Raw genomic sequence first — 14,408 nt, 5'->3', positions numbered from 1 at the left:
CACCAGGACACTACTAAGACCCATGTCAAGAGGTCCGGAGATCGGGCCCGTGGGGAACACATAGTCCGCCCATGATGCTATGACAGGGTCAACACTCAATTTTCGCACGATATTCCCGGCTTGGCGAATTGGGCCGCGGACGCGCGTGCGGAGCATGCGCCGCCTCATCCGGCAGAATGTGCACCGCCTCATCCGACAGAGCGTGCGCCGCCTCCATCGGCTCGGACCGGAGGTCGGAGCGAACCGGTCAGCCGAGATCCCGATGGGCCGACATCAGCCACCGTGGGAGATACCCGTGTTCGACGGCGTCCAGGACCAGCGAGGCCATCGAGTTCTCGGAGTCGAGTGCGAGCCCCGCCCGCGCGTAGTGCTCGGCCATCGTGGAACCGCCCAACGACCATTCGAACCAGGCGATCACAGCATATGCAGCGGCACGAACGTCGGGATGGCCCAGGGGGATGTAGGTCTTGAGGAACTCGATGCCCAACTGAACATCGCGGGGCCGGGGTGCACGCGGGGACAGCCCTACCATGTGTTGGGCCGCCTGCGGAGACTTCGCGTACTTCCACGCCCTCAGATGCAGCTTTCCCGGTCGGCATCTGTCCATGTCTTCGGGCGTGAAGTTCGGGTGATCGAAGCTGAGGATCATCTCGAAGGCGTCTCGGGACCACTTCTCGACCAGCAGGGAATCGATCGCCATGACCGTCTGCAGAGTCATGAGTTCGGCCAGGGCGCCGTGGTCAAGGGCGTCCTCTCCCTCACGCAGTCGAGCCAGCCGCGGGTAGATGGCCGAGAGCACATCGAAGCCGTCCTCGATGCTCAGCCACTCACCGTCCAGGTGACCCCTTCTGTCGGCGAACTCCGCCGCCGATACGGGCCCGACGACGAGCTCCTGCGGTGACCCCGCAGGAGAGGACCCGGCCGCGACGAGCTCGGTTGCGCATGCCGACGCCGAGGCGGCTTCGAGGCCCGTGCTCGACGCCCCATCGTCGTCGATGCGGCCGAATCGGCCTTCGCTGACCCACCAGGCGCTCAGCGTGTCGATCCCACAGTCTCCCAGCGACAGTGCGATCTCATCGATCGCCGCTCGGATGAGATCTCTGTGGACACGCGGGTATTCGTCATCCCAGTCAGGCTCTTCCGAAGACACGTCGGCGGAAGGATCGGCGCCCCGTCCGTGGTCGCCGGGGGACCGTAGGGAGTCGGAGCCGTGGTCCTGGGGATAGTTCAGGTCGTGAGGATCATTCAGATATCGGGGGTCGTAGAGGACGAGGAACACGCCGGTGGCGGTGCACGCTCCGGTGATGAGCCGACTGAACCATTGTCCGCCCTCCGCCACGATATGGGCCGCAGTCTCCAGGTCGAAGTCGACCCGCAGCGTCGTGGCGCATGTCTGTAAACCGTGTTCGTCGGTTCCCACAATGATGGCCACGAGACTCTCCTGCGGCACATAGCCAAGGGTGTGGGGGACGATTCCGATGAGGTCTTCTGCTGTCTTCGCTTTCGTCTGCATGCCATCACTTCAGCCCGTCCCCACCCCGGCTGACCAGAGCGAGCAGAGCCCCTGTGGACACGCTCCGAGCATCCACAGGCCCCAGGCACACGAGTGCGCCACGATATCCCCACGCGCCCGGGCGTCGAATTGCCTCGGCTGAGCAACTGGCATAGAAGTGAGGGGTGGCGAAACGACGGATATACACAGCACCCCACTCACAAGTCGTCGATGTCTCGACCGGCACAGCGCATCTCGAGAAGGTCGATGGGGAGGTCGACAGCTATGTTCTGCACGTCAACGGGGTGCCGTCCTCGTCGATCACGCTGGGCGATCCGACCCGACTGGACTTCGAATACCTCGATTGGATGTCGAGGATCATCGATGTCCAATTCGCGCCCGGGCCGCTGCGAGCAGTCCATATCGGTGCCGCCGGCTGCGCGCTCGCTCGTGCCCTGCACGCCCAGCGCCCGGGTTCGAAGCAGACGGCCATCGACATCGACCCAGTCCTCCTCGACTACTCACGCACCTGGTTCGATCTGCCACGTTCGCCTGCGTTGGCGCTGCGTGCAGGAGACGGCGCGCTCGAAGTCGAGAAGTTCCGGCCCGATACTCTCGACGTCCTCGTCCGCGACGCCTTCGATCACGACTGGGTACCGCCTTCCCTGCAGACTTCCGAGTTCGTCACCACCTGCGCACGCATCCTCAAGGACTCGGGCGTCTACATCGCCAACGTCCCCGATGCCGGGGACCACCGCACCCTCAGAGCCGAGCTCGAGCTGCTGCATTCTGCCTTCGGTCATGTCGCTGTGGCGGCCGAACCAGGAATCCTCAAGGGCCGAAGGCGCGGGAACGTGGTCGTCATCGCCGCCGCCTCCGCGCTCTCCACCTCAGAGCTCGACCGGAGTCTGCGCACCGCACCGACCATGGCGACGTTCCTCACGGGGAACGCGCTGCGGTCGCGACTGGGACTGTGACCGATCGCACCAGCAAAGAATAGGTCCGTCTGACTACTCCCGGTGAAAAAAGTTCGGCATAATTGAATGCCGACCCAAGAAGGTGAGATGACCGAGACTTCAGAATTACGCGTCGAGCAGACCAAGCTCGACGAGCTCTATGCACGGCTCGACGAATTGCGAGATGAGACCACGGACCGGTTGGGGACGGTGAGGGCCTCCGAAGTCGGCGGCAACCATCAGCACCGGAGTGAGCGAGATGCCTTCGCCACCCTGTACGAGGACCAGCTGATCCGCCTCAACAGCGCCGAGGACGGACTGTGCTTCGGCCGCCTCGACCTCAGCTCCGAGCCCGAACCGAGCTACATCGGTCGGATCGGACTCACCGATGAGAACCGTCAGCAGATCCTCATCGACTGGCGGGCACCGGCCTCGGAACGCTTCTACCAGTCGACGGCCGCCAATCCGGAGGGAGTCGTGAGGCGTCGCCATCTGGTGACGAAGAACCGCAGGGTCACGGACCTCGAAGACGATGTGCTCGACATCGAGGCCCTCGACGATGACGAACGGTCGAATCTGCAGGGTGAGGGAGCGCTCATCGCGGCCCTGACCAATCACCGCACCGGCAGGATGGGCGACATCGTCGCAACCATCCAGGCCGAACAGGACGCCATCATCCGCCAACCACTGCAGGGCGTGCTCGTGGTCCAAGGCGGGCCGGGAACGGGCAAGACGGCGGTCGCGCTGCACCGAGCGGCCTACCTCCTCTACCGACATCGGGAGCGCATCGCCAAATCGGGAGTCCTCCTCGTAGGGCCCTCCCCCGTGTTCCTCAAGTACATCGAGAAGGTCCTGCCCAGCCTCGGCGAGACCGGAGCGCTTCTGCTCACACCGGGCCAGCTCTATCCGGGCCTCGACACGGAGATCTCCGATGATGCGGACATCGCGGCGATCAAGGGCCGGTCCCAGATGGCGACGGTGCTCAAGACCCACATCGCCAACTACGAGCGCATCCCCGACCACGACGAAGAGCTGCGCGTGGGCTCGCACAACATCTGGCTCCGACGCCGGGATGTGCGTGCGGCCCGCGATCGGGCTCGGCGCACCGGTGATGCCCACAATGCCGCCCGGAACGGCTTCGTCTCCGGCCTGCTCAAGTCCCTCGCTGAGGATCTGGCGCGTGAGATGGGTCTCGACGGTGCCGGTGAGCGGCTGCCGGAACTGATGGAGGAGCTGCGTTCGAGCGTGGACGTGCGACGCGCGCTCAACCTCGCGTGGTTCCCCATCAGTCCCTCCGGTGCGTTGCGCACCCTGCTGTCCAAACCCCACAAGCTGCAGGCCGCGGCCGGGCACCTGCTCTCCCCCGCCGAACAGGAAAGGCTGATCCGCTCGCCCGATGCCCAACTCACCGTAGACGATGTCCCCCTCCTCGATGAGCTCGCGGAGCTGTTGGGAAACAGTCCGCAGCAGACTGCCGCACGCGATGAGTCCGCCAGAGAATACGCCGAGACGGTCCTTGAGATGACGGAGACCTCGTCCCTCATCGACGCGGAGACGCTGGCCGCCAGGTGGGAGGAAGAAGCTCCGTCGGTCACCCTGGCCGAGCGTGCGATCGACGACCGCGAATGGACCTATGGCCACCTCGTCGTCGACGAGGCCCAGGAGCTGACCCCCATGCAGTGGCGGATCCTCTTCCGTCGGGTCCCGTCGAAGTCGGCGACCGTGGTGGGCGACCTCGCCCAATCCTCGCGCGTCGACAACACCCGGACCTGGGATTCCATTCTGTCCGAGTTCGTCGGCGACCGTTACGCTCTGCAGGTGCTCACGGTCTCCTATCGCACCCCTCAGACGGTCATGGACCTGGCGAACCGCTACCTGCATCGTCATTTCCCGCAGCTCGAACTCGTCGAGTCCGTGCGGCGGGGCGGACCCGCCCCGCGGTTCGACTCATTCGCCTCGGCTGCGGAAGCGGTGAATGCGCTCGTCCCCGCCGTCGCGGAGGAAGTGGAGGCCGTCGCGGGCGGCAAAATCGCAGTGATCGCTCCCGATCACCTCATCGATTCCGTCGCCGAGGTGCTCGACGAGTTCGACATCGGCCGTTCCGTCATCGGACTCGACCATCAGATCGCGGTCATCAGTGCCCAACAGGCGAAGGGGCTCGAGTTCGATTCCGTCATCATCGTCGAGCCCGGAAGTATCGCCCCGGAGGGACATGAGGACGGTGTCGGTGCTCTCTACGTTTCGCTGACGCGCACAACCGACCGTCTGCGGATTCTGGCCGCGACGGTGACCGAGCTGACGGATCTCATCGACGGCTGAGACGGCCCCATCTCAGGGCAGCCCGGCGGCAGCCCGAACGCAGCGCAGGCGATGACCACGATCTCAGAGCAGCCGGAGCGTCTGGGGATCGACCGGAGGGCACATCGGAGACAGTCTCCGATGTGCCCTCCGTCGTTGTCAGTCAAGGCTTCGTCATTGTCCGTCACGATTGCAGCAAGAACGTAAAAGGCCGCTTGACGGTCCGGCTTCCCCTCCGAACCGCAAGCGGCCGCGCGCCTAAGCGCGCACTGACAATGTTACACAATTATCGACGCACTGGTCGACTCGGTCCACAGATTTCTGGGCAGATTCCCTCAGCCGTGGAAATCTTCCGGCGTCGCCTGCCTGGCGTCTCCCGACTTCAGCGCGGCATCGGCACGCAGCGAGTCGATCGCGGCTTCGAAGTCCTCGAGGGAATCGAAACCCTGGTAGACGCTGGCGAAGCGCAGATAGGCGACCTGGTCGAGTTCACGCAGGGGTTCGAGGATGCTCAGCCCCACCTCGTCGGCATCGATCTCTGCGATTCCCTTGGAGCGGATGTCCTCTTCGACCTTCTGCGCGAGCTTCGCCAGGTCGTCCTCGTTGACGGGGCGTCCCTGACAGGCCTTCCGGACACCCGACATGATCTTCTGACGCGAGAATTCCTCGGTCACACCTGAGCGTTTGATCACCGAGAGGCTGGTCGCCTCCATCGTCGTGAAACGGCGTCCGCAATGACGGCACTGACGCCTGCGGCGGATGGCGGCGCCATCCTCACTGGTCCGCGAATCGACCACGCGGGAATCTGACTCACGACAGAACGGACAACGCATATCTACTCCTCGAACCGGATGCTGACCGCCCGACCGTGGGCGGGAAGCTGCTCGCTGGCCGCCAGCGCCTCGACGTGCTCCGCAACCTCGGCGAGGGCCGACCTGTCGTAGTCGATGACCTGACTGACCTTGATGAATGAATGCACTCCAAGACCGGAGCCGTGGGCGGCGGTGCCCATGGTGGGCAGGACGTGATTCGACCCGGCGCAGTAGTCGCCCAGCGACACCGGTGCCCAATCCCCCACGAACACTGCTCCCCCATTGGTGATCCGGCCCGCCACCGCGTGGGCCTCGGCCGTGTGGACCTCGACGTGCTCTCCCGCATAGCCGTTGACGACCTGGATGCCCGCATCGAGGTCGTCCACGAGCACGATCGCCGATTGCCGACCGGACAGGGCTGTGTCGATCCGCTCCCGGTGGTGTGCGCTCGGCACCTGGGCGGCGAGCTCGGATCGCACTCGGTCGACGAGCCCGGTGGAGTCGGTGACGAGGACGGAGGCGGCGAGTTCATCATGTTCGGCCTGACTGATGAGATCGGCGGCGACGAACGCCGGGTCCGCCGTCTCATCGGCAAGGATGATGATCTCAGTGGGTCCGGCGACCGCGTCGATGCCGACCTGGGAGCGCACGAGCGACTTCGCGGCGGCGACATAGGCATTGCCGGGCCCGGTGATGAGATCGACCGGCGCCACCTGCTCCTCATCGTCGAGCCCGAAGGCGAGAGCGCCGATGGCTTGAGCCCCGCCCATCGCCCACACTTCGTCGATGCCGAGGATGTGGGCCGTGGCGAGCACGGTGGGGTGGGGCAGCCCATTGCCCTGAGGGGGGCTGGCGATGGCCAGCGAGGACGAGCCGGCCGTCTGCGCCGGCACGACGTTCATCACGACCGTCGACGGGTAGACGGCGAGCCCTCCGGGCACGTAGAGGCCGACCCGTTCGATCGGCAGGTGCCGTGTGGTCACGTGCGCGCCGGAAGAGAGTTCTGTGCGGACGTCAGCGGGCCTCTGATCGTCGGCGACCTTTCTGGCCCGCGCGATCGACTCGATCAGGGCTGCTCTGACCTCAGGGTCCAGTTCGTCTTCGGCGCGCTTCAGTTCGGAGGCGGGCACACGCACGGACTCGAGTTCGACCGAGTCGAATCGCTTCGTGAAGTCCTTCACGGCGCGCGTTCCCCCGGTCTGCACCTCGGCCAGAAGATCGGCCACTCGGCGTTCGACATCAGCATGCGCCTCGGCAGCACGGGGCAGCCTCTGCTTGAGGAATCTCTTGCTCAGGCTCTCGCCGCGGAAGTCCAGAATGTTCACCCGCACCATTCTAGTGCCCGTACCCGTGTCCGTGCTCGCCGCCCGGGTGTCAGGCGCTCAGGCAGCGAGATCCCAGCAGCGCTTTCAGGTCGCCGAACAGGCTCGGATTCGGGTCGACGCGGACGGCGCGGTCAAGGCGCATCACGGTCTGCCTGCCCGGTTGCGCGAGCACCAGGTGCACATCGGTCTGACCCTTGTGCGATTCGAGGACTCGGCGCAGCTTCGACGCCATGTCCTCGGTCGCCTTCTCCATCGGCAGCATCAGATTGAGCGGCCGGTCCTTCGGGTCGGTGACATCGGGAATCGTCATCGACATCGCCATCATCGACGTCGGTCTCTCGTCCGAGAGGCGGATGCGCCCTGTCAGTGCGATGACGAGGTCGGTCGCCAGGAGACTCGCCACGGGTTCATAGGTGTCGCCGAAGAACATGACCTCCACCTCGGCCTCGAGGTCCTCCACGGTCACGATCGCATAGGGTTTGCCCGAGTTCTTCGACACCTTGCGGGTGACCTGAGTGATCATGCCGCAGATCTTGACTTGCGAACCGTCGTGGCGGTGGGATTCCGGATCCACCACCTCGGCGATGGAGGCCTCCGACTCGGCCGCGAGGACGCCTTCGAGACCGTTGAGGGGGTGATCGGAGACGTAGAGACCGATCATGTCTCGCTCGAATCCGAGCTTCTCCTTCTTCTCCCATTCGGGCCGGTCCGGAATCGTCACCGAGAAGCTCGGCCCATCGTCGTCTCCGCCGATCCCGGCGAACAGATCGAACTGGCCGTTGGCCTCCTGACGTTTGACCCCGATCACCGAGTCCACGGCTTCCTCATGGACCTCGACGAGCGATCTGCGGGTCTGGCCGAGGGAATCGAAGCCGCCGGCCTTGATGAGTGATTCGATCGTGCGCTTGTTGCAGACATGGCTGGGAACCTTGTCGAGGAAATCCGTGAAGGAGGTGTAGCTGCCCTTCTCCTCGCGGGCCTCGACGATTCCGTCGACGACATTGGCGCCGACGTTGCGCACCGCCCCCATCCCGAAGCGGATGTCGCCGCCGACCGGGGTGAAGTGCAGTGCGGAGTCGTTGACGTCCGGCGGCAGCACCGTGATGTTCAGCCGTCGGCACTCGTTGAGGTAGATGGCGAGCTTGTCCTTGTTGTCGCCCACCGAGGTGAGCAGGGCCGCCATGTATTCCGCCGTGTAGTGGGCCTTGAGGAAGGCGGTCCAATAGGACACAAGGCCGTAGGCCGCCGAGTGGGCCTTGTTGAAGGCGTAGTCCGAGAACGGAAGCAGGATGTCCCACAGTGCCTGAGAGGCTTCCTCGGAGAAGCCGCGCTCCTTCATTCCGCCGAAGAAGCCGACCTGCTGCTTGTCCAGCTCCGACTTCTTCTTCTTGCCCATGGCACGACGGAGGATGTCTGCTTGTCCCAGGGAGTAGCCGGCGACCTTCTGCGCGATCGCCATCACCTGCTCCTGGTAGATGATGAGGCCGTATGTCGTGTCGAGAATGTCCTTGAGCGGCTCTTCGAGCTCCGCGTGGATCGGGGTGACTTCCTGCTGACCGTTCTTGCGCAGGGCGAAGTTCGTGTGGGAGTCGGCGCCCATGGGGCCCGGACGGTAGAGCGCAATCGTTGCGGAGATGTCTTCGAAGTTGTCCGGTTTCATCAGCCGCAGCAGTGCCCGCAGTCCGCCGCCGTCGAGCTGGAACACACCCAAAGTGTCACCGCGGGAGAGCAGCTCATAGGCACCGTGGTCGTCGAGGTCGAGGTGTTCGAGGTCGAGGTCGTAGTCACGATTGGACTTGATGTTCTCCACCGCGTCGGAGATGATCGTGAGGTTTCGCAGTCCGAGGAAGTCCATCTTGATCAGTCCGAGACCCTCGGATGTGGGGTAGTCGAACTGAGTGATGACCTGACCGTCCTGGAAGCGGCGCATGATCGGAATGACGTCGATGATCGGGTCCGAGGACATGATGACGCCGGCAGCGTGCACGCCCCACTGGCGTTTCAGGCCCTCGATGCCCTTCGCGGTCTCGAAGGTCTCACGTGCCTCCGAGTCGGAGTCGACGAAGGACCTGAACTCCCCTGCCTCGTTGTAGCGCTTCGATTCCGGATTCTCGATATCGGCCAGCGGGATGTCCTTGGCCATCTCGGCAGGCGGCAGCGCCTTGGTCAGCCGCTCTCCCATGGAGAACGGCTTGCCGAGGACTCGTGCGGAGTCCTTGAGCGCCATCTTGGTTTTGATCGTGCCGTAGGTGACGATCATCGCCACTCGTTCGTCGCCGTATTTCCTCGTCACATAGTCGATGACCTCGCCGCGGCGACGATCATCGAAGTCGACGTCGAAGTCGGGCATGGAGACACGGTCCGGGTTGAGGAAGCGTTCGAAGAACAGCCCGTGCTGGAGCGGATCGAGGTCGGTGATGCGCATGGCGTAGGCGACCATGGAGCCCGCGCCCGAACCGCGCCCTGGGCCGACGCGGATGCCGTTGTCCTTCGACCAGTTGATGAAGTCGGCGACGACGAGGAAGTATCCGGGGAAGCCCATCGAGATGATGATGTCGAGTTCGTAATCGGCCTGTTTGCGCACATCGTCGGGGATTCCGCTCGGGTACCGGTATTCGAGTCCCTTCTGGACCTCTTTGACCAGCCAGGAGGTTTCGTCCTCGCCGGGTGGGCAGGGGAACTTCGGCATGTAGTTCGCCGAGGTGTCGAAGGAGACTTCGCATTTCTCGGCGATCTCGAGGGTGTTGTCACAGGCTTCGGGGAACTCCGAGAACAGCGCACGCATCTCCGCCGCCGATTTGAGGTAATAGCCCGAACCCGAGAACGCGAAGCGCGACCCTCCCTGGTCATAGGTCGGTTCGATGAGTTTCGATCCTGACTGGATGGCCAGCAGCGCCTCGTGCGCCTTCGCATCGGATTCGTGGGTGTAGTGCAGGTCGTTGGTGGCGACCAGCGGAATGTCCATCTCCTTCGACAGGCGGATCAGGTCCTTCGTCACCCGTTTCTCGATGGAGAGCCCATGATCCATGAGTTCGACGTAGTAGTTGTCTTTGCCGAACATCTCACGGTATTTGCCGGCCGCAGCCTTGGCCTCTTCGTACTGGCCCAGGCGCAGGCGGACCTGGATCTCGCCGGAGGGGCAACCCGTGGTCGCGATCAGTCCGTCCGAGTAGGTCTCGAGGAGGTCTTGGTCGATGCGCGGCCATTTGCTGAAGACCGAGTCGAGGGAGGCGTAGGACGAGGCCTTGAACAGATTGCGCATGCCCGTGTTGTTACGCGAGAGCAGCGTCATATGAGTGTACGCACCGCCGCCGGAGAGGTCATCGCGCTTCTGCGACTCATCGGTGCGCCACTTCACCCTTGTCTTGTCACGCCGATCCGTTCCCGGAGTGACGTAGGCCTCGACACCGATGATGGGTTTGAGGTCGGCGGCGATCGCCTGTGACCAGAAGTCGAATGCCCCGAAGAGGTAGCCGTGGTCGGTCGTCGCGATGGCCGACATCCCTGAGGCCTTGGTCGCGGCCATCAGGTCGGTCAGCCGCGCCGCCCCGTCCAGCATGGAGTATTCGGTGTGGACGTGAAGATGGACGAAATCGTCTGTCGGCACTGGCTGCCTTCCCTCTGATGTGACCTGTGGTGCGACCCCCAGCTTAGACCATCGACGGCTCGCTCAGCAGACCCCTGCGACCCCGTTCAGCAGACCTCTGCACCCCTTTTCGGCAGACCCCTGCGACCGTGTTCAGGGTGTGCGGATGCGATCCATGGCGTCCTGCAGATCCGCCGGGTAACCGCTCTCGAATTCCACCCACTTCTGGGAATCGGGGTGATGGAATCCGAGTTTGACGGCATGCAGCCACTGACGCTCCAGGCCGAGGTCCCGAGCCAGCACGGGATCGGCCCCGTAGGGCAGATCACCGGCGCAAGGATGCTTCGTCGCTGCGAAATGGACGCGGATCTGGTGAGTTCGTCCCGTCTCGAGGTGGACCTCGACCAGCGCGGCCCGTCGATGCGCTTCGAGGACCTCGTAGTGTGTGATGGCGTTCTTTCCCCCGCTGTGCACGGCATAGAGCCCGTCATGCCGGGGATGTCGCGCGATCGGCGCATCGATGGTGCCCAGCACCGGATCCGGCAGCCCCTGGACGACCGCGTGGTACGTCTTCTCGACAGTGCGCTCTCTGAAGGCACGTTTGAGCACGCTGTAGGCGTATTCGCTCTTCGCCACCACCATCAGGCCGGAGGTGCCGACGTCGAGTCGCTGGACGATCCCCTGTCGTTCCGCGGCCCCGGACGTGGCGATCCGGTACCCGGCGGCGGCGAGACCGCCGACGACGGTGCGTCCCTTCCAACCCAGTGCCGGGTGGGCAGCGACGCCGACGGGTTTGTCGACGACGACGAAGGACTCTTCGTCGTGGACGATCTTCATCCCGGGAACCGGGTCCGGCACGACTTCGAGCGGCCTGTTGGGTTCGGGCATCATGATGTCGAGGCGTTCTCCGGCTTCGACCCGGTCGGATTTCGCGACGACGCGCCCGGCCAGTTGGACACCGCTCTCGGCGCAGATGTCGGCGGCCGCGGTCCGGGAGAGCCCCAGCAGCTTCGACAGTGCCGAATCCACCCGCTGGCCTTCGAGGCCTTCGGGTACCAGAATCGAACGTTCAGCCATGTGTGTCCTCTCCGATCGTGCTCGTGCGCTTGGAATCCGTTCCGTCCAGTTCGACGCCTCTCAGGCTGGTCACCACGAGGGTGACGGCCGCTGCGGATATCGCAATGTCGGCGACGTTGCAGATGAATAATGACAGGTCGATGAAGTCGACGACCGCTCCGTGGAGGAACCCCGGCTGACGGAACAGACGATCGATCAGGTTGCCGAACAGACCGCCGAGCAGCAGACCGAGTCCGACGGCCCACGTGATCGAGCCCAGCTTCCTCGACAGAATGATGATCACCGCGAACACGGCCAGCGCGATCAGCGGGAAGATCCAAGTCACTCCGGCCCCGAGCCCGAGAGCCGCCCCCGGATTGCGGTAGAAGTTGAATCCGGCGAGGTTGCCGATGACGGCAATCGGCTCGCGACCTTCCAGGAAGGTGACTGCGAGGAACTTGGTGAACTGGTCCACCATGAGCACGATCACGGCGATGCCGAACAGCATCCCCAGCATTCTGCGCCGACGGGGTCTGGCCTCAGTGGCATCATCGTTCATTTGGCTCATTCTAACTCACAGGTGCCCGGGTCGAAGACGCCTCGGCGTCCACCCGCGGCACCTCCGACTCGGGCAAGAACAAGGTCCGGGAACCCGTTCGAGTTCCCGGACCTTGACTGTCTGTGCCGGCGGATCAGAGCTTGTGATTCGACGATGAGCCGAAGGTGTTGCCTTCGAGGGTCTCCGGAGCCAGGCTCGTGGAGTTCTCGAGATCGCGCAGCTGATCGTTGAGGTAGCTCTTCAGACGTGTGCGGTACTGACGTTCGAAGTTCGACAGCTGATCGATCGAACGCTCCAGCGTCGACTTCTGCGACTCCAAGGTCGACAGGGTCTCGTCGCGCTTCGTCTCCGCCTTGCCGACGATGTCGGAGGCCTCGGCTTCGGCGCCCTTGATGAGTTCGTCGCGACGACGTTCGCCCTCTGCCACGTGTTCGTCATGCACGCGCTGTGCCAAGGCGATGAGCCCGTGAGCGTCCCCGTCGCCGCTTCCGATGCCCGCGCCGATGCCAAGACCGGCGGCGGTACCCGCCGCTGCAGGTGCTGCGCCGTTGGCCGATTCGTTCGGGGCGTTGGTCTGCGGTGCGGGAGCCGCTTCCTTGACCACGGGTGCCGTGGACTGTTCCGTAGGTTCTGCAACTGGCGGAGCGTCGGGAGCCTGTGACTGCTTCGGCGCCTCGTCGTTCTTCTGCGAGGAGGTGGACGGCACCGCTGCAGGCATGGCCTGAGTCGCATCGATGTCCTGCGCGGGTGCGGCAGCGCCGCCAGCGCCAGCGTCCTTGACGCGCTGTTCGGCGGTGGAGAGCTTCTGACGAAGTTCGTCGTTCTCCTGGTAGAGACGGCGGAGCTCTACGACAACCTCGTCGAGGAAATCGTCGACTTCATCCTGGTCGTACCCGTCGCGGAACTTCACATGCTGGAACCGCTTGTTTACTACGTCTTCAGGCGTGAGCGCCATGAGGTCACCTTTGGTCGATCTACATTCATTACGCTGCCGCCGTATAGACGGCTTCAACGTCACATTAGCGTAACACCTGCGGTTTTGTCCTGCAGTAAAGCCGTGCCACGCCTTCGTATGACGAAGTTGTAATAATCGAGCCTAGCAATATTCGGATCAGTTCCGCGAACTGAGCATCATCGCTGGTGATTCATCGTGAAGTATGTAACAGTCGTGTAACCGATTTGATACGCAGTGCAGCGAACCGACGATCGTGGCTCAGACACTGACCCGGGAGAGGTTGAACAGAACGGATGCGAGGATCTGGATTCCGATCAGGAGCACGATGAAGCCCAGATCGAGAGAGATCTGTCCCAGGCGCAGGGGCGGAATCACCTTGCGCAGCAGTCGCAGAGGCGGATCGGTCAGAGTGTAGACGATCTCTGCCAGGACGAGCAGAAATCCTGAGGGCTTCCAGTCGCGCGAGAAGACCTGCACGAGATCGAGGACGACTCGCGCCAGCAGAACGTAGACGTAGAGACTGAGCGCGGTGCCGAGGATGTAGAAGATGATGGCCACGTGTTTCCTCGTGCCTTTCCTTGATGCTTAACTGTCAGCCCCAGTTTATACGCTCGAGCTGAGGATGGGATCAGAACACTCCCCATTCCGCGAGTGACCAACCCGATTGCCGCGGGTGGACAACCCGATTCTCCGGGAGTGAGCACCCGGCCCTCCGGGCCACCATCCCGTTCTCCCGAGAGAACGGCCCGAAGTCGGGCGAACGCCCCCGGGAAGTCGAGCGGATCAGCTCTGGTTGAAGAAGCTCGCCTGGGCGTCCGGATCAGATTCGTTCTCACCGCTGACTTCGATGTTCTCGGGCGTGAGAAGGAACACCTTGTTGGTGACGCGCTCGATGGATCCGTGCAGACCGAAGATCAGACCTGCGGAGAAGTCGACGAGGCGCTTCGAGTTGTTCTCGTCCATTTCGGAGAGATTCATGATCACTGGGGTTCCCTCACGGAACGCGGCACCGATGACCATGGCGTCATTGTAGCTGCGGGGGTGGATGGTCTTGATGCGATTCATGGAGATTCCTGGCGCCGGAGAGTCAACTGGACGAATCGGTGACGGGTGGATCGGCGTCACCTGGGCGGGGGGCCGTTCCTCGTCTTCGACGTGTTCGTCGACAGGCTCCTCCTCATAGGTGTCGATGACCTCACGATCGCGGCGATCCTCACGATCACGACGGTCGACGGTCTCGTCCTCTTCTTCGACGAAACCCAAGTATTCCAGCGTCTTCTTGATTGCTGACATTTCTACTCTCCTCGGCCTTCGGCGCTTCCTCGCCTGCCGCCAAACTATCTCAACAGACCTGCCTGGCGCGTCAGTC

Annotated in this window: 11 protein-coding genes; 2 read left to right on the top strand and 9 right to left on the bottom strand. The window is 63.6% G+C overall.

Annotation, left to right across the window (positions count from 1 at the left end; all coding sequences use genetic code 11):
• Positions 1–247: 247 nt before the first annotated feature.
• Positions 248–1,513 carry a DUF4192 family protein gene (locus tag BKA07_RS10990; RefSeq protein ID WP_167950935.1) on the bottom strand — a complete coding sequence of 422 codons (1,266 nt, stop codon included), beginning with the start codon at positions 1,511–1,513 and terminating at the stop codon, positions 248–250.
• Between the two features lie 164 nt (positions 1,514–1,677).
• Here BKA07_RS10990 and BKA07_RS10985 point away from each other — a divergent pair, with 164 nt between their 5' ends.
• Entirely contained in the window at positions 1,678–2,469 is a 792-nt protein-coding gene (locus BKA07_RS10985; protein ID WP_167950934.1) for a fused MFS/spermidine synthase, read from the top strand.
• Between the two features lie 87 nt (positions 2,470–2,556).
• Complete coding sequence (locus BKA07_RS10980) at positions 2,557–4,767, top strand: HelD family protein (protein ID WP_167950933.1); 2,211 nt, start codon at positions 2,557–2,559, stop codon at positions 4,765–4,767.
• A 314-nt stretch (positions 4,768–5,081) separates the two neighbouring features.
• On the opposite strand, the gene nrdR is transcribed toward BKA07_RS10980, so the two are convergent.
• The 8 genes from nrdR to BKA07_RS10940 form a co-directional block, all read right to left on the bottom strand.
• Positions 5,082–5,579 carry a transcriptional regulator NrdR gene (gene nrdR, locus BKA07_RS10975; protein WP_167950932.1) on the bottom strand — a complete coding sequence of 166 codons (498 nt, stop codon included), beginning with the start codon at positions 5,577–5,579 and terminating at the stop codon, positions 5,082–5,084.
• Between the two features lie 2 nt (positions 5,580–5,581).
• Entirely contained in the window at positions 5,582–6,892 is a 1,311-nt protein-coding gene (gene hisD / locus BKA07_RS10970) for a histidinol dehydrogenase (RefSeq protein WP_167950931.1), read from the bottom strand.
• A gap of 40 nt (positions 6,893–6,932) precedes the next feature.
• Positions 6,933–10,442, bottom strand: a complete 3,510-nt coding sequence (gene dnaE, locus BKA07_RS10965) for a DNA polymerase III subunit alpha (protein WP_209044220.1) — start codon at positions 10,440–10,442, stop codon at positions 6,933–6,935.
• Between the two features lie 180 nt (positions 10,443–10,622).
• On the bottom strand, positions 10,623–11,546 hold the full coding sequence (locus tag BKA07_RS10960) for an RluA family pseudouridine synthase (RefSeq protein WP_167950929.1): 924 nt from the start codon (positions 11,544–11,546) through the stop codon (positions 10,623–10,625).
• Positions 11,539–12,084, bottom strand: a complete 546-nt coding sequence (locus BKA07_RS10955; RefSeq protein WP_167950928.1) for a signal peptidase II — start codon at positions 12,082–12,084, stop codon at positions 11,539–11,541. Before BKA07_RS10955 ends, BKA07_RS10960 begins: the two co-directional genes overlap by 8 nt.
• A 133-nt stretch (positions 12,085–12,217) precedes the next feature.
• A complete protein-coding gene (locus BKA07_RS10950; RefSeq protein ID WP_167950927.1) occupies positions 12,218–13,039 on the bottom strand; it encodes a DivIVA domain-containing protein in 822 nt (273 codons plus the stop codon).
• A gap of 258 nt (positions 13,040–13,297) precedes the next feature.
• A complete protein-coding gene (locus BKA07_RS10945) occupies positions 13,298–13,597 on the bottom strand; it encodes a YggT family protein (RefSeq protein ID WP_167950926.1) in 300 nt (99 codons plus the stop codon).
• 225 nt (positions 13,598–13,822) lie between these two features.
• Positions 13,823–14,332, bottom strand: a complete 510-nt coding sequence (locus BKA07_RS10940; RefSeq protein WP_167950925.1) for a cell division protein SepF — start codon at positions 14,330–14,332, stop codon at positions 13,823–13,825.
• Between the last annotated feature and the right edge of the window lie 76 nt (positions 14,333–14,408).

This window comes from Brevibacterium marinum, from assembly GCF_011927955.1.
Lineage (GTDB): Bacteria > Actinomycetota > Actinomycetes > Actinomycetales > Brevibacteriaceae > Brevibacterium > Brevibacterium marinum.
Note: the sequence above shows the minus strand (reverse complement) of the source record. Positions and strands in the feature narration are given on the sequence as shown.